The following is a 21,508-nucleotide window of genomic DNA, read 5'->3' on the forward strand; positions in this document are numbered from 1 at the left end:
GCCTGCTTAAAATCTGAAATTAAGGTTAAAGCCCCAGCTTCTACGTGTAGGTAAAGAGCCATATTCAAGACCTTGTCCATTTCCGTTATTGTAATTAGAATCCGGATCTACATTAGGAACATCTTTATATATAATGAACGGATTTCTGCTTACCAAAGCTATCTGAACATCTTTAACATGCCATTTTGAAGTTATGGATGTCGGAATACGGTAACCTAATGTAATCTCACGCATCTTCACATAAGAACCATCATAGATATAAGGACGGGCAACACCTCCGTCCTGAACAATCTGTGCCCAATAAATGGACGGGTCTACAGCTCTTGTATTAGGCGAATATGTACCATCTTCATTTTTTATCACACCTTTTGGAACTAATCCTCTTACATTTCCAGTTGCATTCCATTCTTCAAAAGTTAAACCCGCTGCCTGACGGGCTTCTTCAGATTTTATCCATTCTTCCCTCCCTTCTAAAGTTGTGGTTAAACTTCCGCGACTTGCGGCAAAAAGATTGGTCATAGAAAAAAGGTCTGCTCCCTGTTTAATATCTATAATAGCTCTTAGGCTAAAGTTTTTGTAAGTAAAGTTATTGGTAATGCCACCAGTCCATGAGAATATTCCCTTTCCTACAATCTGCCTTTCTTCACTTTGCATAGGCAAAAGTGTTACAGGATCAAGAATAATATTACCATCAGGATCTTTCTGGTAATCAAATGCCAGAATAGAACCATACGCAGCACCGGGCTGCGCTACTACAGACACCCCCATCCACCTTGCTTCAGATAAAGCTAAAAAAGGGACTCCTTCCGCCAGAGACTCTACAGTATTAATATTTCTTGCAAAATTTATATTGGCATCCCAATTGAAATTTCTCCCAGTTACAGGGCTACCCTTAATCATTAACTCTACACCCTTATTGCTTACTACACCCGCATTAATATTCTGTGATAAAAAACCCGAAGAAGATGGCAATGGAACTCTGTTAATCTGATCACGTGACTTTTGTGTATAATAAGTTGCATCTATACCTAAACGTCCATCTAAAAATTTAAGCTCTGTACCTACTTCAAAAGAACGGGTTCTTGTTGGTTTAAGATTACGGTTTGGCATCACGTCTGTACTTGCTCCTCCGTATAAGTAAGTACTATTAAAAGTTAGCGGATTAACGTTGTAATAAAGATCTAATAGAAAAGGATCAGTATCTCCAGCTACTTCTGCTGCAGAAACTCTTAATTTACCAAAAGATAAAATCTTTCTTCCTATTTTAAAAGCATCGGAAAAAACAAAACTGGTCGAAAGAGATGGATAAGTGTAACTATTATTATCTTCCGGTAAAGTAGATGAAGCATCTTGACGGACTGTAGCATCTATATATAAATACCCCTTAAATCCAGCACTAAACAATCCATATACAGAATTAAGATGTCTTCTATATAAGTCCTTTACAATACTTTTGTCTGCGAAACTAGTAGGTGCAATGGCGTCATCAACAAACAAATTTGTAAACAGCATAGTATTTCCCTTATTATGTACTCTTGAAATACTGCTTCCCAATCGGGCAGATAAATGCCATGAAGGACTTATCTGTTTTTGTAATGTCATCAAAAAGTCTGCTTCTGTGGTTACATGTTTTCTATCTCTTGTACTTAAGGCTCCTGATATAAAACCTGGTGTTGTTCTGGGACTATATTTTTCAAAATCGAGAAAAGTCAAATCCGTAGAGGCTCTCCCCTGTAAACTTAACCAACTGTTTACAGTATAATTCAATTGAAAGGAACCCATAAGTCTGTTTTTCAGAGTTTCATTCCTCATTTCGTTAATTACCCAGTATGGGTTTAAACGATATTGCCCCCCACCCCATTCAATATAAGAACCGTCAGGATTTTTATAGCTATCTTTAAACTGCTCTTGATTTACATTATTTGCCAAGCCAACAAAAGCATTTCCTATATTTCCAGGATCATCTGCAAGGGCAGGACGATTATCTACATTTTCATTCATATAGAAGGCTCTGGCTTCCATAGTTAACTTAGATCCAAATTTAGAAGTACCATTAAAAGAGAATGAATTTCTTCTCATACCACTTCCGGGTACAATATCTCTGTTCCTCATATCGGTAGCTGAAAAACGGAATGAAGAAGCATCATTGGAATTGGTTAGTGCAATAGTATTGGTATAAGTAGAACCTACTCTGAAAAAACCACTTATATTATCTTTAACTAATGCATAAGGTCTGTATACGCCATCGTAACCTATTACCTGTAAATCAGGATCTAATCTTGCCCCAAAATTACGAAATAGGGTGGTCCTTGCTTGAGTAGCTGCTGTATTTATACTTTGTGCTGTACCTTGCCCGTACAAATACTGGTATCCATCAAATTTTGTAAGTTGGTCTTCAAAAGAACTTGTACTATTTATCTCTATTCCTAAGGTCTTACTACCTTTTCCTTTTTTAGTTGTAATCAAGATAACCCCATTAGCAGCTCTTGTTCCGTATAATGCAGAAGCGGAAGGACCTTTTAAAACACTTATCTTATCAATATCATCGGGATTTATGGCAGAAATTGCATCTCCCATGTCATAACCTTCTGCATATTGCCCTGTACCGGTTCCTCCATAATTAGAGTTATCCATTGGGATACCATCTATTACATAAAGTGGTTGATTATTACCTGTTATTGTTGTATTACCACGAATAATTACCCGTGAAGAACCTGCGGGGCCCCCTGCTGTACTATTAATAACCAAACCAGCTACTTGACCAGCTAAAGAGTTTATTACATTAGTTTCTCTTGCTTTTTTTAATCCTTCTCCGTCAACTTCTGAAACCGCATATCCTAAAGATCTTTCTTCACGTGTAATTCCTAAAGCTGTTACTACAGTTGTCTCCAACTGTATGGTTGCTTCATTTAACTTTATATCAACCAACATAGAAAGATTTCCAACCTTATATTCTTTTTCCTCAAACCCTATTAATTTGAATTTAAGAATATCACCAATAACCGCAGTCATATTAAACATCCCATTTCTATCGGTTATAGCAGCCTTATTGGTTGTACTGTTAACAATCATTACACCGACAAGAGGCACTCCCTCTTTATCAGTCACTTTACCTCTAAGAGTCCCACTTTCTAACTGCTTTTTCTTATCATTAAGAATTATATTATTAGGCTGAATAATAATTACGGAACCTTTGATCTCATATTTTGCTTTAAGCTGATCTGCTATCGCATCAATAATTTGATCTAAGCTTTTATCTTTCAAATTTAAAGTTAATTGCTTGTCAATATCTAGTTCTAGGGGATTATAGGCAAATTTCACATTAGCCTTTGTCTCTATTTGCTTAAATACATTTTTTGCAGGTATTTTGTCCCAGTTAAAGGAATATATACTTTGCTTAGAATATACAAAAGTTGCAATAAGCAGAAAAAATACGGACAATAGAAGTCTTGCCGCTACCCCGTATAACGGGTAACAGTAAAGATTTTTTCTCATACTTTGTTCAGTTTAAAATTTAATTAATTGGTCTTGTTTTTAAATGTTATGTATACTTTATCATTCTTTGTCTCATAAGTGAAGCGATTTATGGTACCTATAATATCTAAAACTTCATTTACATCCATGTCATGCATTTCTCCTGTAAAAGCTAAACTCTTCCTAGGTTCGTTTAACGCTACAATTGAAATTCCATATACTTCTAACAGTTTGTCTTTTATTTCATTTAAATTGGCCGATGAAAATTTTATGTTTCTTGTTTTCCAGTTGGTAATTTCGTTTATATCAAATTGGCTTTTGTTTAAATTTCTATAGCTGTATACCTTCACCTGTTCTCCCGGTTCCAGTATCTCTTCCTGATTAATTTTCGATTCTTTAATTTCTTTTACACTTACTTTTCCAGTAGCCAACATAACGGATATTTCGTCTTTCTTAGAAGAATTCACTTTAAAAGAGGTACCTAAAGCTGTTGTTACCGTATTGCCTGCTACAACCATAAAGGGTTTTGCTTTATTTTTTGCAACTTCAAAAAAGCCTTCTCCTATGATTTTCACAATGCGTTGTTGTTTATTAAAGTCTCTATGGATATTCAAAACACTTGACCCGTTTAAGACTACTGTACTTCCATCAGGAAGGTTAACTTCTTTTCTCTCTCCTAATTTAGTTTCTGCCATTAACATGTAACTATCATAAGAACTTGAATAAGCCGCAACTTCTCTGGGCATGTTATTACCATCCCACCATAATATAGCTACCAGAATCGCCGTCAGTACAGCAACCATTAGCACAAGTCTCCTTTTAAAGAATTTATAATCGCTAAGGGTAGTATCTTCATGTATCTCAGACTCTACCATTTCTTTATGCTCTATAACCTGCATTAATTTTTGCAGGTCTCTTTCTTTATCTGGTTTACCCTGAGCAACGAGCATACTATGTAAAAATGCAGCTTCTGAAACTCTTTCTTTTAAAAGTGGATAATCTACCAGTATACTTTCCCATTTATAAACATCTTCCGGATTACTTTTATTTAAGTAATTCAGAAATGTCTCATCTGCTAATAAATCTTCAACTGTATACTTCAAAAAATCCATTCTTTAAATAGAAAACTGGTTATTTACCTATTAGTGTAAAATAACTTCTTTTTTTACCAATGAAAAACAAATTATTTTAAAAAACTTCACAAAAAGCTTCTTGTTATCTCAGAAATAAGGAAAAAACATTATATTTTTCTTAGGTTCTACTTTATTTATTAATGTCTGGTCGATATTTTGAATCTATATTGATTTATATTACTATGTATTATCCCTCAATGCGGCATCTCTTAGTTTTGAGATATCTCCGACCTAAATAGCTGGAAAATATGACGAATAATAGTAGAACTCAGGTTATTTACAATAGGCAAGTGTATTACTCTAACGCATCCTTCGTTTAGAGACGCTTTAAAGCTCCTTTAGAAATGCTTCGAACAAACGACAAGTATTTCGTCTTTGGTCTAAACCACAGATTATATGGATTAAAATATTTCACGAATACTACAGGAAACTCTCCACCTCTTGCTTATGCACTAGAACGGTATGGGCAGACGACGGATTCATCTACTAAAAAGAAATTAAAACATTAATAGCAGCAAAACGTAGTGAAGTAGAATAAGTCTAAAGATATAGCTTTTAGACATCTCTGCTGTGGTCGATATAACGGCATAATTTATAAAGCTATTATTGAAAAACACAAAGTCGTCTCTAAGTCACTGAATTTTAAACTATTCATTTTCAAACAGATTCTTACTGTTTTTTGAACACAAAGAATGGGTTTTCCCTGAGAACTTTCAAGGCATTATGCAGGGTATTATAAATAGTTCTTTCGGTTAAGTTAGTGATAGCTACAATTTCTTCGTAAGTTTTTCTATCAAAAAATTTGAGTTGAATAATTTGCAGCTGTCTCGGACTTAAAGTATCCAAAGCATCTTTTAGCTGTTTTCTCTTCATCTCATCAACCTGACTTTCAATCAATATAGTTTCATAAGATTGTTCTATAAGAAAGTTATTATTGATTTCTTCGAGTATATCTTCAAATCCAATACTTTGATTATCCAGATTTTTATTGGTTTTATAGATAATACGTTTATAAATAGTAAATACGTATTGCTTAATGTTTTTAACATTTTGCAGTTTATCCCGCATTTCCCAAAGTTCAATAAAAAGATTCTGTATACTATCTCTTATAAGATCGTGGTCTCTATATAACGAAAAACCAAACCGGTATAAATCGTCATAAAAAAAATCGAAACATTCATACAATCCCTGCTTATCACCCTCCAACAATAAATTCCAATTTTTTATTGGCTCTTTTGAGTGCATATCGCTTAAGTTTTTAATAGTTAGATCATCTTTTCAGTAGTATAGCTTTAAGTTACAAAAAAATCCCTGTACACAAAAATGTAAACGTAAAAAAATCAATAACAAGAAAAAAGTACCAGATTACCAGTACTAACTGTACTGATAATCGTGATACTCAACCAAACCACTTAGTGGATTTCTTACAATATTGCCTACCGGCATATTAAATTCTTGTGCAACTTCCTTTAAATATGGAAGATAATTATGTGCTACGGATCCTATACAATTCAATGAATACTGACTGAAATCCGGATAATAAGATATAATATTTGTAAAGAAGTCTCTAAATGACTTTCTGACTACTTCTTGCACAAAAGGATGATCTATATTTTCACCTACAAACTGACTAAAAGTTGCGCTGAATCTGTTAGGTAGTGGTTGTGTGTAAATTTTATTGATGATCTCATCTGGAGTAAGCTGATAAATATTTATAAACTTCTGTCTTAAATCTTCTGGTAAGTAACCTCTGTTATAAGCTATTAAGATACTTTTCCCTAAATATGCCCCACTTCCTTCATCTCCTAATATAAAACCCAATGAATCTACCTGATGGGTTATTTTTTCACCATCATAAATGCAGCTATTAGTACCTGTTCCTAAAATGGCTACAAAACCTTTGTTTTTCCCTAGAACAGAACGGGCTGCAGCTAATAAATCAGACTCTACCTGTATAATACGAGCTTCTTTAAAAACGTTTTTTAATGCTTCGGCAACAATTGGGCTTTTGTCTGCACTACACCCTGCACCATAAAAATAAATTTCTGATACTTCTGATGCGTTTACTTCTTGAGGAAGATTACCAGCTATCGAATTAGTAATATAATCAACACCTACATAATACGGATTATAACCTTCTGTATTAAAGTTAAAAACTTCTTTTTCTCTATTTACTAAACTCCAGCTAGTCTTAGTGGATCCGCTATCAGCAATTAATATCATCTTTTAAATTTAGGATCAGTTAAACAGTAGTAATAACAAGTCAAATATATCATTACTATCTCAAATTTAAAAAAAGAATTGTAAACTTTAAAAAAAAATTAAAAAGATTATTTTAGTTATTGTTTTTACAACTTTTATATAATAGGCTGTTTTTTAATATTCTTTCCGTAATAAATACAATATCATTGCTATTTTTGTCCATTAATTTAATCAAACAGCAAAACTGAGCATGTTCAATACGTCAAAAAAAAATGCTAGGCTTTATTTCGATATCATCCAACAACTCTACTACAACCAAAAGTTGTCTTGTGTTGAACTCAGTACACTTATAAATAAGAGTATTCCTTTAGTTACAAAATCCATCAATTACCTTATAGAACAAGGTTATGTTGAAGAAAGTGGATATGCTCCTTCCAGTGGAGGTCGTCGTCCGTTAGTTTACAGCCTTGTAAAAAACAAACTATATATACTTACAGTTGCGGTAGACCAACTTAATACAAGAATAGCTATTGTTAACCTTGAAAACGAATATGTACATCCTATAGCTGTTTCGTCGTTAAAACTGAAAGACAATCCAACTTCATTAGCTACTTTGGCTAATCTTATACAGGAATATATAGATAATTCGGGTATTGATAAGCAAAAAATCATAGGCATTGGAATAGGTATGCCGGGTTTCGTAAATACAGTAACCGGTGTAAACTATACCTATCTTAGTGAAAAAGAGCAAAACATTCCAAAATATATAAGTAAAAAAACGGGATTACCTGTATTTATAGATAACGACTCTAGTGTAATTGCTCTGTCCGAACTTAAATTTGGTTTGGCAAAACCTATAAAAGATATACTGGTTATTAATTTCAGCTGGGGAATTGGACTCGGGCTAATCATAAATGGTCAAATTTACAGAGGCAACAATGGTTTTGCAGGTGAGTTTAGCCATTTATCCGTTTCAGAAGAAGGTCCTTTGTGTACTTGTGGCAAACAAGGTTGCCTGGAGGCCGAAGCTTCTTTATTAGCTATTGCAGATAACGCCATTAGTGGCCTACAACAAGGCAAAAAAAGTAGTCTCGTTTATAATCCCGAAATTTCAAAAATGACTTTCAGTGAAGAGATTATGTCCGCGGCATTAAAAGGTGATAAATTTGCCATCGAACTACTTTCAGAGGCTGCCTTTAAAGTCGGTAAAGGTATATCTATACTTATTCATATTTTAAATCCAAAAGCGATTGTGATAAGCGGTAAAGCGGTAAAAGTGGGGAAATTACTAATTCCATCTATCCAACAAGCTATGAATCAAAATTGTATTTCAAGGCTGTCGGCAGATACAGATATCCTGATTTCGGAATTAGGTTTTGATTCTGAACTTATTGGCGCAGCTATATTGGTAATGGAAAGCTATAATGCAGCTTCTAAAAAATAAATACAACACTATATAGAAAAGGGACTGTATCAAAAATAAAAACGTTGTCATTTCGATAAGCACAGTGAAGAAAAATCTCTTTTCTAAGTACTTCTGAAAGAGAGCCCTCAACTGCGTTCAGGATGACAAGGTTCTTTTGACACACCCCCTTTTTGTTATACGAACACAATAGCTGATTATACTTTTATATAGATCTTTTTCTTATCTAACACTACTCCTACCAACCATAATATTAGCATATAAGAAATAGCGTAAAACAATGAAGCATTCATTGGCTCAAACATTTTCATAAAAAAGCCATTAAAAACACCTGAATGGATATTTTCTCCATTGATATAAATCAGATGAAAAAGCCTTACCAACATGCCAGACAATGCGTAAATAAATAATGGGTTTTTACCAAATACTTCAAAGAAGTAAGTCCACTTTTTCAATTGCCATACTTCTATTAACAACATCAATACTGCTATCAGTATAAAATCCCACCCAACAGTATACAATACAAAAGAGCTTGTCCAAATGGGTTTATTAATTGGGAAAACGGTATCCAAAACCAAACCTAAAATCAACAAACCAGCACCAATACCTACTAGCTTTTGAACAGTTTTAACATTGTTTCCGTTCTTCTGGATAAAAACTCCGGTAAAATAGCCTAATATTACATTTATAGTTGCCGGAAAAGTACTTAATAGTCCTTCGGGGTCAAATGGAATACCAAATCCTTTGTATAGATTTCTGGCATTCAGAATCAACGCATCTAATTTACCAGAAGCATTCCCCTCTAAAGAATACGGATCTGCACCTGTACCAAAAGCATGCATAATACCCCAATAACCTAATAATATTACTCCGCTTATACCTAAAACTGTTTTAGGTTTAAAATAAAATACCAGTAAACTAGCCATCATATAACAAACGGCTATACGTTGTAATACACCCCAAATTCTAATATCCATGATATTTTTAAATACCAGCACATCATTTTCCCATTTCACAAACGGAAAAATATTAAGGAATAAACCTATGAGGAATATTTTAAGGGTACGACTAAAAACTTTTTTCAAAAACTCCTGTTGGCTTCCTTGTTTAAGCTTAGTCATCCCAAAGCTCATAGCATTTCCTACAACAAATAAAAAGGTAGGAAAAACGAGATCTGTAACTGTAAATCCATGCCATGCAGCATGCTTTAATGGTGGGTAAACATAACTCCAACTACCTGGAGTATTGACTACAATCATTAAGGCTACGGTAAGTCCCCGGAGTACATCCAAAGAAAGATACCGTGTTTTTGAGGTTAAGGTAGTATTTGCTGTCATATTTAGAGTTTATAAGTTTTCAAGACTTAAACTTAATAATTTTTTTAATAAGATTATTTGTTATGTTTAATTTTTTAGTAAGTTTGGTTATAAATTGTATCCGAAAGCATAAATCTACAATAATAGATTGACAAAATGTTAGAAATATTATTGCACTGTGTTCGGACACATAGATAATTTCTCTTATATTTGTTTAAGATAAAATATAAATAACTTGTTAGGTAAAAATATGGTATCCTTTAAAACCACTCGGTTAAATCTTCTTGAAGAAACAAGATTTGAAAAAGTTGCGGTGAGCGTTTACGACGATCAGTTTATAGCTTCTAAAGCCGTTGCAGCTCGTATCGCTGAAATCATCAGAAACAAACAAAAAAGTGGAGAAACAACGGTGTTGGGTCTTGCTACAGGTGCTACTCCTGTAAATGTTTACAAAGAATTAATCCGCTTACACAAAGAAGAGGGGCTTTCTTTTAAAGATGTGGTGACCTTCAACCTGGATGAGTACTATCCAATGAAGCCTGATGCTGAACAAAGCTACGTGACTTTCATGAACGAGAAACTGTTCAACCATATCGATATAGATCCTAAAAACATCAATATCCCTGACGGAACTTTGAAAGAGGAAGATGTTGCTAAGTATTGTATGGAATACGAGGCTAAAATAAACTCTTTGGGTGGTTTGGATTTTCAGATTTTAGGTATTGGTAGAACGGGCCACATCGGTTTTAACGAACCCGGATCTGCACCTAACTCTGGTACACGTATGGTTACTTTAAACGACCTTACCAGAAGAGATGCATCTAAAGATTTTGGAGGTAAAGAAAATGTACCTACCAAAGCTATTACAATGGGTGTTGGCTCTATTTTTAAAGCCAAAGAAATTGTATTGATGGCTTGGAACGAGAAAAAAGCAAGTATTGTTAAGAAAGCTGTAGAAGGTGAAATTTCTTCAGATGTTCCAGCAACATATCTTCAATTATCAAACAATGTTGAGTTTGTATTGGACAAAGAAGCTGCTTCATTATTAACTCGTTTTGATACACCTTGGTTAGTTCAAGATTGCGACTGGACTCCGCAAATGATTAAAAAAGCGGTAGTATGGTTAGCTAAAGAGGTAAAAAAACCTATCTTAAAACTTACAGAAGAAGATTACAACAATAATGGTATGGCGCAACTGGCTACCGAAAAAGGTCCGGTTTACAATATCAATATTGATATTTTCAATAAAATACAACACACTATTACCGGGTGGCCGGGTGGTAAACCCAATGCTGATGATTCTCAAAGACCAGAAAGAGCTAATCCGGCAAAGAAAAACGTGATTGTCTTCTCTCCTCACCCAGATGATGATGTTATCTCTATGGGAGGTACTTTTATTCGTTTAGCAGATCAGGGACATAACGTACATGTTGCCTACCAAACTTCTGGTAATACTGCAGTATGGGACGAAGAGGTGTTGAGGTTTATGGAATTTGCTTCTGATTATGCCAAAGCTTTAGGTTTAGATGCATCTAAATTTGAAAATTTATACCACGATGCTAGAAATATCTTCAGTACAAAAAAACCTAATCAGGTAGATATTGAAGAAGTAAGAACTATTAAAGGCCTTATTCGTAAAGGAGAAGCTATTGCAGGAGCGCGTTTCGCAGGCTTACCTGATGAGAATATCCATTTCCAAAATTTACCATTCTACGATAGGACTAAATTCTCAAAAAACGTATCTTTCGAGGATGATATCAAAGAAACCATGGAATTATTGCGTAAAGTAAAGCCGCATCAGGTTTTTGCTGCCGGTGATTTTGCTGATCCGCATGGTACCCACAAAGTTTGTTTTGATATTATTTATCAGGCTTTGAAAAGAATTAAAGCTGAAGGTGATGAGTGGATTAAAGATTGTTGGTTATGGTTGTACAGAGGTGCATGGCATGAGTTTGAGATTCATGAAATAGAAATGGCTGTTCCTCTATCTCCACAAGAGGTAACCAGAAAACGTTTGGCTATCTTTAAACATCAATCGCAAAAAGATCTTCCTGTATTCCCGGGGGACGATGCAAGGGAATTCTGGGTAAGAGCAGAAGAAAGAACTAGTGAAACGGCAAGAGCCTATGATGCTTTAGGGTTGGCAAACTACGAAGCTATCGAAGCTTTTATAAGATGGGATTTCTAAATTAGAATAAAAGAATCTAAACTTAAACATAACCAATTTATGGAGAATAAAACTTCAAATCAATCAACTGTAGGGCCAATGATTATCATTGGGGCTCTCTTTTTTATCTTTGGTTTTGCAACCTGGTTAAACTCATTACTAATTCCTTATTTAAGAATTGCATGTGAGCTTACAGAAGTACAATCCTATTTTGTAACTTTTGCCTTTTATATTGCTTATTTGGTTATGGCTCCGGTTTCTACCTGGGTTTTAAACAAATATGGCTTTAAAAAAGGGATGTCCATTTCTTTGGGCATAATGGCTATTGGTGCTTTATTGTTTATTCCTGCTGCATTAACCAGAACCTATGTACTTTTCCTTTTAGGTTTATTTGTGATGGGTGGTGGTTTGGCAATTCTACAAACTGCATCTAATCCGTACATTACTATTATTGGCCCTGTAGAAACTGCTGCGCGTCGTATTAGTATTATGGGTATCTGTAACAAATTCGCAGGTGCTGCCGCCCCTATTATTCTGGGCATGTTTTTAAACCTGAGCGAAGCAGATAAAATAAAGCAACAAATGAGCTCTATGTCGCCAGATGAATATTCTGCGGCACTGGATAAAATTGCATTACAGGTTGTTAACCCATATATTGGAATTGTTGTAGTTTTACTCTTATTGTCTGTATGGATCTCCAGAGCTAACCTTCCCGAAGTACAGGGAGATGAAGAAGAAACTGCTGATCATCACAATGTGTCTGAAGACAAAAAAAGTGTATGGAATTTTCCTCATGTAATTTTAGGCTTTGTTACCTTATTTTTATATGTAGGTGTTGAGGTTATTGCAGGAGATACCATTATTGCTTACGGCGTTTCTCAAGGTATTGCCCTTGATGATGCTAAGTTTTTCACCGGCTTAACCATGGTTGCCATGGTTGTAGGATACATTATTGGCATTATTTCTATTCCTAATTATATACAACAACACAATGCATTAAAGCTATGTGCCATATTGGGAATCCTTTTCACTTTTGGTATCGTGTTTACTAATGGAATGACATCTTTGTATTTCGTAGCACTTTTAGGCTTGGCAAACTCATTAATATGGCCGGCAATATGGCCTCTTGCTCTAAAAGGAGTAGGTAAATTTACAAGTGCTGCTTCAGGTCTATTGGTTATGGGTATTGCGGGTGGTGCGGTTATACCTTTGCTTTACGGCCAAATCGCACATCATACAAGTCCGCACATGGCCTACTGGATATGTTTACCTTGCTACCTGTTTATTTTATACTATGCAGGTCCGGGACATAAAATTGGATTAAAGAAATAATATTTTGGCACAGTATTGGTAGATATATAGATATCTTATCTATCTACGAAAAAGAAATAGAGCCCTTAAAATTTTAAGGGCTCTATTTTTTATGCATAGCTGCAAATAAGCCATAATCTACTAATTTTGTCTATATTTATTTTTTAATTAGAATGGCTGCAAAACAATACATAGAAGACAAAACAATAGACAATAATAATTTTGACACCAGGCTATTTATTAATGAATGTCAATTTGAAAACTGTACATTTTTAGCTTGCGATTTTTCATCTGTAAACATTTCAAATGCTACATTTTTAGATTGTCATTTTAAAGATTGTAACCTTAGTCTTTGCAAAACAAGAGATACCGCTTTCAGAAATATAAAATTTACTAACTGTAAAATATTGGGAGTACGTTTTGATGAATGTAACCTATTTGCACTGGAAGTTGGTTTTGAACATTGTATTTTAAATGACTCCTCTTTTTTTCAGTTGAAACTAAAAAAGACAGAATTTAAAAATTGCCAGTTAAAAGGTGTAGATTTTGTTCAATCAGATCTTACTTCTTCCCTATTCTTAAATTGTGATTTAGATTCGGCTGTATTTGATAATACCATCTTAGAAAAAGCGGATTTAAGCTCATCTATCAATTATGCTATCGACCCGGATAAAAATAGTATTAAACAAGCTAAGTTTTCATTACATGGCTTGCCTGGGTTACTTCATAAGTATCAAATAAAAATTGTACAATAAGGATGAAAAAGATAGACCAGCCTAAAATAATAATAGCTAGAAATGGTAAAGACAAAGTTATTGGACTATTATGTCTGCTATTAGTATTATTTATGTGGATCATCATCTTAGTCAATTTAAAGACCATTCCTGATAACGTACCTGTTCATTATAATTATCAAGGGAAAGCAGATTTATACAGTTCAAAAAATGCTGTATTTTTAATTCCTGTCTTAGGTACCCTATTGTATGTTGGGATTTCTATATTAAACCATTTTCCTCACAAATTCAACTACCCCGTAAAAATAACTAAGGAAAATGCAAAAACACAATACACTATAGCTGTTCGTATGCTTAGTTATGTTAAACTCATATTATTGACTCTTTTCGCTGTTATAGCTTATAAAACGACCTTACTGACCACAGAAAGTGGGCATCAAACTGACAGTATCGGTAGATGGTTTCTTCCCGTTGTATTGTTAATTTTAGCTTTTGTAGTAGGTATATTTGTGATGAAATCTAAGAAAATCCTGTCTGCAAACAACTAATTAATCTCTAAACCAACCTTTTTTAATAAAATAAATGATTTGTAAAACAGTAATCACAATCATCAATACCCAAACAAAAAAATAACCATTTTCCCAATATAATTCGGGCATATTATTTTTCATAATCTTACCAGAGACGGGATCCTCAACCGCAAAATTCATCCCATACACTCCGGCAATAAAAGTAAGTGGGATAAAAATAGCTGAAATAACAGTCAGGATTTTCATAACCTCATTCATTCTGTTATTTATCATAGACAAATAGATATCCATCATTGTCGTAGAAGTCTCCCTATAAGTTTCCAGTAAATCAATAATCTGAACATTATGGTCTGCAACATCCCTTAAAAACACTTTTACATCCGGATGGATAAATATCGAACTGCTTTTATACAAATCGTTTAATTTATCCCGTTCGGGCCATGCTATTCTACGCATAGTCAGCATTATCTTTTTAACACCCTGTATCCGATACATAATAGACTTCTGTGGCTTATCATATAAAATACCTTCTATTATTTCCAACTCGTCCCCCAACCTGTTAATAAGGTTAAAATTATGGTCTGTTGCCACATCCATAATGGCATATAAAAGGTAAGAAGGTCCTAAAGTTCTTATATTACCCAATTTTTTATGAACAAGTCTTTGTCTTATAGGGTTTAAAATGTCTTCATAATCTTCCTGAAAAGTAATCAGAAAGTTGTGATTGACTATTAACGAAAGCTGCTCATTCTTCAGGTTTATATTTTCGTCCAGTTCCAAGACTCTGGAAACCACAAAAATACAATTACTAAACTCCTCATATTTCGGTCTCTGGTGGTTATTAACAATATCTTCCATCACCAAAGCATTGATATTGAATTTTTGCTGAACGCTATTTAATACCTCCTGACTACCTAGCCCCTGTATATCTAACCAATAAAATTTTTCAGGATGAGAATTAACAAAGGCAAGTGCTTTTTCTATGGAACTAGTTTCTAGTTCAGCAATATTTTCCTCGTCATAGGCATAGATACGCAGTTTTGAGGGTAATGCATTATCCAATACTACAAATGTTCCCGGACTTTCTCCTGGTATCCTTTTTTTACGCTTACGTAAATTTTTATAGGTGGGAACATTTGCTTTCTTCATATCTATAAATGCTTTAATGCTTGCGGACCTTGATTAAATAACAAATCTATGATGCTTAAGTTAGGAAGAAATCCGTATTTATCTTCAAAAACCTGATAATATGGCTTGGCTATGTAACCGTTTTCCTTTTTGGGATGAATATTTTCTCTGAAATCTAAACTGTAATCCGTTTTATACGATTCTGTATACTTGATGTTTACCTTAAGCTTTAGTTGCTTAAAAAGTATTTCTAAAAGCTCCTGATTAAAGTCGAATAGGAAGGTATGGCGCTTTTCATAAAAAGGAGCATAATCGTCCTCGTAAAACTCAAAATATGCCGAGCTACGGTAAGAAGTTTGCATACTTAGCCAATGCAATCTTTGCCAATCTTCCTCATAACTTATCTTTACATCCTTCACCTTTGTATGTGCCTTTGCTCCTTTTACCACAGGTATAATCAAATTAAGCTTCCCATTTGGCCCGTAAATGCTGGTTCTGTTTCTAAAAGTCTGTTTTGGGAAATGTTCATTTTTTTCTATCCACACCCTTTCTCCCTTATTATCAACCAATTGTTTAAAAAACTCTGTCGGCGGTAAGTAAAACAAAGGAAATATTACATCATTTTCCATTTCTATTTTTTTATGTTTGCATTAAACAAGCGAAAATAATGATAAATAAGTGGCTTTCTAATGCTGCAGCATTTTTTTTATACCTTATTTCTTTATTACCGTTAAGCGTATTGTATCTCTTTTCGGATGCCGCCTATTTTTTAGTTTTCCATGTATTTAAATACCGCAGACATGTAGTGTTTTTAAATATTAAAAATTCTTTTCCGGATAAATCTGAAGAAGAACTTAGAGCTGTTGAAAAGAAATTTTATCAATACCTAACCGATTTGGTATTTGAAACAATTAAAATGTTATCAGCATCACCCAAATACATCTATAAACGATTTAAATTTATAAACCTTGAATTATTCAGAGAATTTGAGCAAAAAAACCAAAACTTTTTGGTAGCTGTAGGCCATTATGGCAATTGGGAATGGTGTGCTATTGTTACAGGTATGATTACCACAGCAAAACCATTAATAATCTATAAATCGTTACAAAACAAAACATTTGATGCCATTTTCAAAAAAACCAGAGAAAAATCGGGATCTGAAATGGTTGAAATGGCTAATACCTACAGAAAAATAGTTGCCTACAAAAACGAGCTAAATTTCACTGTTTTTGCAGGAGACCAACGCCCAACAGCCCGCGGTTCTTATGTGTGGATGCCATTTCTAAATCAACCTACACCTGTTTTTACAGGAATAGAAAAAATAGCTAAATCGACCAATTATCCGGTTGTTTATTGTGATGTATCGGTACCCAAAAGAGGTTATTACCAAGCAGAATTTCGTTTAATAACCGATAATCCACAAGCTACCGAAGATTTAGAGATTACAAATAGTTATATTCGCTTACTAGAAGAAAAAATCACTCAAACACCGGAATACTGGTTGTGGTCTCATAAAAGATGGAAAATTAAACCAGGAGAAATATAAATGAATCATCTTCCAAAAGTCTCTGTAGTTATATTAAATTGGAACGGTAAACAGCACCTCGAAACATTTCTGCCATCTGTTTACAATAGCCAGTACGAGAATTTGGAAATAGTTGTAGGAGATAACGCTTCTACAGATGATTCCATTGCTTTTGTAAAAACCAATTTCCCTTGTATCAAAATTATTCAAAACTCAGAAAACCTGGGTTTTGCCGGTGGTTACAATGAAATATTGAAACAGGTAGATGCAGACTATTTCATTTTATTAAACTCTGATGTAGAAGTAACGCCATATTGGATAACTCCCGTCATTAATATGATGGAAAGTGATAAAAACATAGCCATTGCACAACCAAAAGTAAAGTCTTACTTCTGCAGAGATCAATTCGAATATGCAGGTGCAGCCGGCGGATTTATAGATAAATATGGCTATCCATTTTGTAGGGGACGTATATTTGATACCTTAGAAAAAGACAAAGGTCAGTATAACGATACCAAAGAAATTTTTTGGGCAAGTGGTTGTGCCTTATTTATTAAAAGTGCGGCCTGGAAAAGACTAGGAGGATTTGATGCTGATTTTTTTGCGCACATGGAAGAAATAGACCTATGTTGGCGGGCTAAAAACCTGGGATATAAAGTAATGTACTGCGGTAAATCTGAAGTTTACCATGTTGGTGGCGGTACCTTAGATATAGAAAGTCCTTACAAAACCTATCTTAACTTTAGAAATAATTGTTACCTGCTAAAAAAGAACATAAAACCTTCAAGATCTTCATTTTTAATTCCATTAAGATTTTGTCTTGACTTTTTAGCACTCTTACGTTTTGCTTTTCAAAGGAAATTCAAAAATGCTGCTGCCATTTCCAGAGCTCACCGAGCCATATGCGTTGCATTATTTTCGGGCAAAATCAAGTATAATAAAGATGTTATCAGTACTCCTAATAAAACTGGTTTGTACAAAAAAAGTATAGTCTGGGACTATTTCATTTCGGGTAAAAAACATTTCAACGATCTGGATATCTAAAAGTATATTATCTACATGCATGAATATTTAAAGAAATCGGACATTGCTATTATGGCATGTGCCACGGGGCTTATTGTGGCTAATTTATATTACTGCCAGCCTTTAATACACCTTATTGGAGAAGATTTTGGAATTGAAGAAAGTATTGCCGGCAGAACCATTTACCTTACACAGTTGGGATACGCCCTTGGTTTGTTGTTTTTAGTCCCTCTAGGCGACAAATACGAGCGTAAGAAACAAATTAGCATTGTTACTTTTACCTCTTGTATATTCCTTATTATTGCAGCTGTAAGCAAAAACTTTTTAATCCTACAGATTGCTTGCTTTGGTATAGGTTTTAGTTCTATCACCCCTCAATTAATCTTACCAATGGTTGCTAACCTTTCAAAACCAGAAGAGCGGGGAAAATTAGTTGGAATAGTAATGAGCGGTTTGTTGGTAGGCATACTTTTATCCAGAACTTTAAGTGGTTTTATTGGTGAATACCTGGGGTGGCGCAGCATGTTTTGGATAGCGAGTGCTATCTGTTTTGTACTTACATTTATCATGTACTTAAAATTGCCTAAAAGTGAAGCCAGTTACCGGGGCAGTTACTTTGATTTATTAAAATCACTGAAAGAGTTAACAGCCAAATATTCCATTCTAAGAGAAGCGTCTTTTCTTAATTTTATTGTTTTTAGTGTTTTTGGAACTTTCTGGACCACAATGGTTTTATTTTTAGGATCAGATATTTATCAATACAAAAGTGACCAGATAGGCTTATTTGGTTTAGTAGGAGCCACAGGAGCACTCCTTGCCCCTATTGTAGGAAAACTAAGCGATAAAACAGACTCCAGAGCTGTAGTGGGCTACGGACTGATTATTCTATTAATCAGTCAGGTTACTTTCTATTTATTCGGGAACAACCTATACCTATTTATACTGGGCATCATCATTCTTGAACTAGGGCACCAATCTGTACATGTAAGCAATCAAACCAGAATTTACGCATTGGATGCATACTCCAGAAATCGTTTAAACACAGTTTTTATGACAGCCAGTTTTATTGGTACCGCCGGCGGTTCTGCACTTGGAATTTATTTATGGACTTTAGGTGGATGGAAGTTTGCATGCATGGGTACCATTGTAATTTTAGTATTAGCACTTATTTTTTATAAGCTAAACACTAAAAATATAGATAAAATAAAAAAAGGCGAACACACTTTTTAAATATGCTCGCCTTTCTAATAATATCAGAAAACTTTCTAGAAAGAATAACCTACTGAAATAGAGAAAACATGGTTTTATAAAAACACTTGAACTGCCAGTTCATAAGACTTTAACCCAAACCCTGCAATTACTCCTTTACAGTTGCTGGCAATCATACTATGATGTCTAAAAGTTTCCCTTGCATGTACATTGGAAATATGTACCTCAACAACAGGAGTTGTTACTGCAGCAATTGCATCAGCAATAGCTATAGAAGTATGCGTATAAGCTCCTGCATTTAATATAATAGCATCGAAATCAAAACCCACTTCATGAATCTTATCAATCAACTCGCCTTCTATATTACTTTGGTAATAATGAAAGTTAACCGATGGATACTTAGTCTTCAATATTTCTAAAAAACTATCAAAACCTTCGCTTCCGTAAATCCCGGGTTCACGTTTGCCAAGTAAATTTAAATTTGGTCCGTTGATTATTTGTATATTCATCACCTCAAACTTATTACAAATATTTCAAAAGTTAAAGTGTGAATTGGTCAAGGGAAAGAAAAGGATTTGAAGCCTATTTAAAATTAGAACGTTCGCTATCAAAACATTCTATTCAGGCTTATTTAGCTGACGTAGACAAACTAGCACAATTTTTGGAAATATCATCTCCAAATAAACCTTTAACCCTGGTTAACACACAAGATATACGCGATTTTTTGAAATGGATAAACGAGTTTGGATTGGTAGCATCCACACAAAGCAGGATTATCAGTGGTATCAAAGCATTTTATAAATACCTTATTTTAGAAGATATTATCATTAAAGATCCCGCAGAATTAATAGAAACTCCCAGAATACGCAGAAAGCTACCCGAAGTACTATCTATAGAAGAAGTAAATAAACTTTTAGATGGATTTGATTTATCTAAACCAGAAAACATACGAAATAAAGCTATGCTTGAAATAATGTACAGTTCTGGATTAAGGGTTAGTGAATTAACAGATTTAAAATTATCTGATTTGTATCCCGAACTGGAATTTATAAAAGTCAAAGGAAAAGGGAATAAAGAACGATTGGTTCCGGTAGGCTCCTCTGCATTAAAACATCTGAACATTTATTTAGATACCATACGTAACCATATCAATATTCAGAAAGGCCACGAAGATTTTATTTTTTTAAACAAACGCGGTGCTAAGCTGTCAAGGGTAATGATTTTTATGATTATTAAAGATTTAGCTATTTCCGTAGGTATACATAAAAACATCAGTCCGCATACATTCAGACATTCTTTTGCTACGCATTTGATAGAGGGCGGTGCAGACTTAAGGGCTATACAGGAAATGCTGGGACATGAAAGCATTACCACTACAGAAATATACACCCATTTAGACCGGGATTTCCTCAAGCAAACTATTACTCAATTTCACCCACGGAGTTGAGCCTCAATAAACCTAAAATTATCATTAAGATCTTTTATCAAAACAGCTTCAAAACCTTTATTTTCCAACATATCCTTAGTTTCTGATGACAGATTTTGGTTAATCTCAAAAAACAAAACCCCTTTCTCCTTTAGATTAGAAAGAGCAAAATCACTTATTTTCTCGTAAAAAATTAAAGCTCTGTCATTTTCCACAAATAAAGCTCTATGCGGTTCAAAAGCCAGTACATTTTGATGCATATTTTCTTTCTCATCCATCTTAATATATGGAGGATTACTCACTATCACATCAAACTTTGGGTAGTGTGTACTATTTAATGATAACGCATCTGCCTTTATAAACTCAATCTCCACCTCATTATCATCAGCATTTTCCTTCGCTATCAACAAAGCTTCTTCAGAAATATCCATTGCAGTTACCTCTGCGGTATCTAAATTTTTCTTCAGTGCAATTGCAATACAGCCACTTCCTGTCCCAATATCTATCACCTTTAGTTTACTGTTACCCAAATATTTTTGTACAATATGGTAAACTAATTCTTCAGTTTCGGGACGAGGAATCAGCACATGCTCATTTACCTTAAATTCTAAATGATAAAAATGAGCTTTTCCTAACACATACTGTACCGGCATACCTGTTTCCAGTTTAATTAACTGGCTATAAAGTATCTCTGCATCCTCATCAGAAAACTCTCTGACAGATAACATATTTGCCGTACTCAGATCATCTATCAGCAATTTCAAGATCGCTGTTATTTCACTTTCGTCATACAAAAACTGTAATCTGGATAAAAAATCGTTTTTAATGGCAGACAATTGTTTCATCATCAAAATCTAATAAATCGCTAAAGTAATTATTTTAATAAATACAATAAGGGCAAATAGTT

18 protein-coding genes are annotated in these 21,508 nt (G+C 34.2%); 9 read left to right on the forward strand and 9 right to left on the reverse strand.

Annotated elements, in window-relative coordinates:
- Positions 1-6: 6 nt before the first annotated feature.
- From ACFSAH_RS18620 to ACFSAH_RS18635, 4 genes are all read right to left on the reverse strand, one after another.
- Positions 7-3,495, reverse strand: a complete 3,489-nt coding sequence (locus ACFSAH_RS18620; RefSeq protein ID WP_379664213.1) for a SusC/RagA family TonB-linked outer membrane protein — start codon at positions 3,493-3,495, stop codon at positions 7-9.
- Positions 3,496-3,518: 23 nt separating this feature from the next.
- Positions 3,519-4,586, reverse strand: a complete 1,068-nt coding sequence (locus tag ACFSAH_RS18625) for a FecR family protein (protein WP_379664214.1) — start codon at positions 4,584-4,586, stop codon at positions 3,519-3,521.
- A 690-nt stretch (positions 4,587-5,276) separates the two neighbouring features.
- Complete coding sequence (locus tag ACFSAH_RS18630; RefSeq protein ID WP_379664215.1) at positions 5,277-5,852, reverse strand: RNA polymerase sigma factor; 576 nt, start codon at positions 5,850-5,852, stop codon at positions 5,277-5,279.
- A gap of 129 nt (positions 5,853-5,981) precedes the next feature.
- The gene (locus ACFSAH_RS18635; protein WP_379664216.1) at positions 5,982-6,830 is read right to left on the reverse strand and encodes an N-acetylglucosamine kinase; all 849 of its coding nucleotides are present in this window, start codon (positions 6,828-6,830) and stop codon (positions 5,982-5,984) included.
- 229 nt (positions 6,831-7,059) lie between these two features.
- On the opposite strand from ACFSAH_RS18635, the gene ACFSAH_RS18640 reads away from it, so the two are divergent.
- The gene (locus ACFSAH_RS18640; RefSeq protein WP_379664217.1) at positions 7,060-8,253 is read left to right on the forward strand and encodes an ROK family protein; all 1,194 of its coding nucleotides are present in this window, start codon (positions 7,060-7,062) and stop codon (positions 8,251-8,253) included.
- A gap of 176 nt (positions 8,254-8,429) precedes the next feature.
- Here ACFSAH_RS18640 and ACFSAH_RS18645 read toward each other — a convergent pair whose 3' ends face one another.
- Positions 8,430-9,569: an acyltransferase family protein gene (locus ACFSAH_RS18645; protein ID WP_379664218.1), complete on the reverse strand. Its 1,140-nt coding sequence runs from the start codon at positions 9,567-9,569 to the stop codon at positions 8,430-8,432.
- Positions 9,570-9,798: 229 nt separating this feature from the next.
- On the opposite strand from ACFSAH_RS18645, the gene nagB reads away from it, so the two are divergent.
- From nagB to ACFSAH_RS18665, 4 genes are all read left to right on the forward strand, one after another.
- Positions 9,799-11,736, forward strand: coding sequence for a glucosamine-6-phosphate deaminase (gene nagB, locus ACFSAH_RS18650; protein ID WP_379664219.1), 1,938 nt, complete (start codon positions 9,799-9,801; stop codon positions 11,734-11,736).
- A gap of 39 nt (positions 11,737-11,775) precedes the next feature.
- On the forward strand, positions 11,776-13,047 hold the full coding sequence (locus tag ACFSAH_RS18655) for a sugar MFS transporter (RefSeq protein ID WP_379664220.1): 1,272 nt from the start codon (positions 11,776-11,778) through the stop codon (positions 13,045-13,047).
- Between the two features lie 152 nt (positions 13,048-13,199).
- Positions 13,200-13,781, forward strand: coding sequence for a pentapeptide repeat-containing protein (locus ACFSAH_RS18660; RefSeq protein ID WP_379664221.1), 582 nt, complete (start codon positions 13,200-13,202; stop codon positions 13,779-13,781).
- Positions 13,782-13,783: 2 nt separating this feature from the next.
- On the forward strand, positions 13,784-14,308 hold the full coding sequence (locus ACFSAH_RS18665; protein ID WP_379664222.1) for a DUF1648 domain-containing protein: 525 nt from the start codon (positions 13,784-13,786) through the stop codon (positions 14,306-14,308).
- Here the strand turns inward: ACFSAH_RS18665 and corA are convergent, their stop codons facing one another.
- The gene (gene corA / locus ACFSAH_RS18670; protein WP_379664223.1) at positions 14,309-15,439 is read right to left on the reverse strand and encodes a magnesium/cobalt transporter CorA; all 1,131 of its coding nucleotides are present in this window, start codon (positions 15,437-15,439) and stop codon (positions 14,309-14,311) included.
- 2 nt (positions 15,440-15,441) lie between these two features.
- A complete protein-coding gene (locus tag ACFSAH_RS18675; RefSeq protein WP_379664224.1) occupies positions 15,442-16,047 on the reverse strand; it encodes a WbqC family protein in 606 nt (201 codons plus the stop codon).
- Between the two features lie 38 nt (positions 16,048-16,085).
- Between ACFSAH_RS18675 and ACFSAH_RS18680 the strand changes: the two genes are divergently transcribed.
- Genes ACFSAH_RS18680 through ACFSAH_RS18690 form a run of 3 tightly spaced genes read left to right on the forward strand, consistent with a single transcriptional unit; the run spans position 16,086 to position 19,196 of the window.
- On the forward strand, positions 16,086-16,964 hold the full coding sequence (locus ACFSAH_RS18680; RefSeq protein ID WP_379664225.1) for a lysophospholipid acyltransferase family protein: 879 nt from the start codon (positions 16,086-16,088) through the stop codon (positions 16,962-16,964).
- Positions 16,965-17,987 (forward strand): glycosyltransferase family 2 protein, encoded by a 1,023-nt coding sequence (locus ACFSAH_RS18685; protein ID WP_379664226.1) that lies wholly within the window; start codon positions 16,965-16,967, stop codon positions 17,985-17,987.
- A 15-nt stretch (positions 17,988-18,002) separates the two neighbouring features.
- A complete protein-coding gene (locus ACFSAH_RS18690) occupies positions 18,003-19,196 on the forward strand; it encodes an MFS transporter (RefSeq protein ID WP_379664227.1) in 1,194 nt (397 codons plus the stop codon).
- 74 nt (positions 19,197-19,270) lie between these two features.
- Here the strand turns inward: ACFSAH_RS18690 and aroQ are convergent, their stop codons facing one another.
- Positions 19,271-19,684, reverse strand: coding sequence for a type II 3-dehydroquinate dehydratase (gene aroQ, locus ACFSAH_RS18695; protein ID WP_379664228.1), 414 nt, complete (start codon positions 19,682-19,684; stop codon positions 19,271-19,273).
- A gap of 38 nt (positions 19,685-19,722) precedes the next feature.
- Here aroQ and xerD point away from each other — a divergent pair, with 38 nt between their 5' ends.
- Positions 19,723-20,622 carry a site-specific tyrosine recombinase XerD gene (gene xerD / locus ACFSAH_RS18700; RefSeq protein ID WP_379664229.1) on the forward strand — a complete coding sequence of 300 codons (900 nt, stop codon included), beginning with the start codon at positions 19,723-19,725 and terminating at the stop codon, positions 20,620-20,622.
- Here xerD and prmC read toward each other — a convergent pair.
- Positions 20,607-21,449 (reverse strand): peptide chain release factor N(5)-glutamine methyltransferase, encoded by an 843-nt coding sequence (gene prmC, locus ACFSAH_RS18705; protein ID WP_379664230.1) that lies wholly within the window; start codon positions 21,447-21,449, stop codon positions 20,607-20,609. The two genes, xerD and prmC, sit on opposite strands and share 16 nt — an antisense overlap.
- Positions 21,450-21,508: the final 59 nt, after the last annotated feature.

The organism is Pseudopedobacter beijingensis (assembly GCF_042678145.1).
Taxonomy (GTDB): domain Bacteria; phylum Bacteroidota; class Bacteroidia; order Sphingobacteriales; family Sphingobacteriaceae; genus Pseudopedobacter; species Pseudopedobacter beijingensis.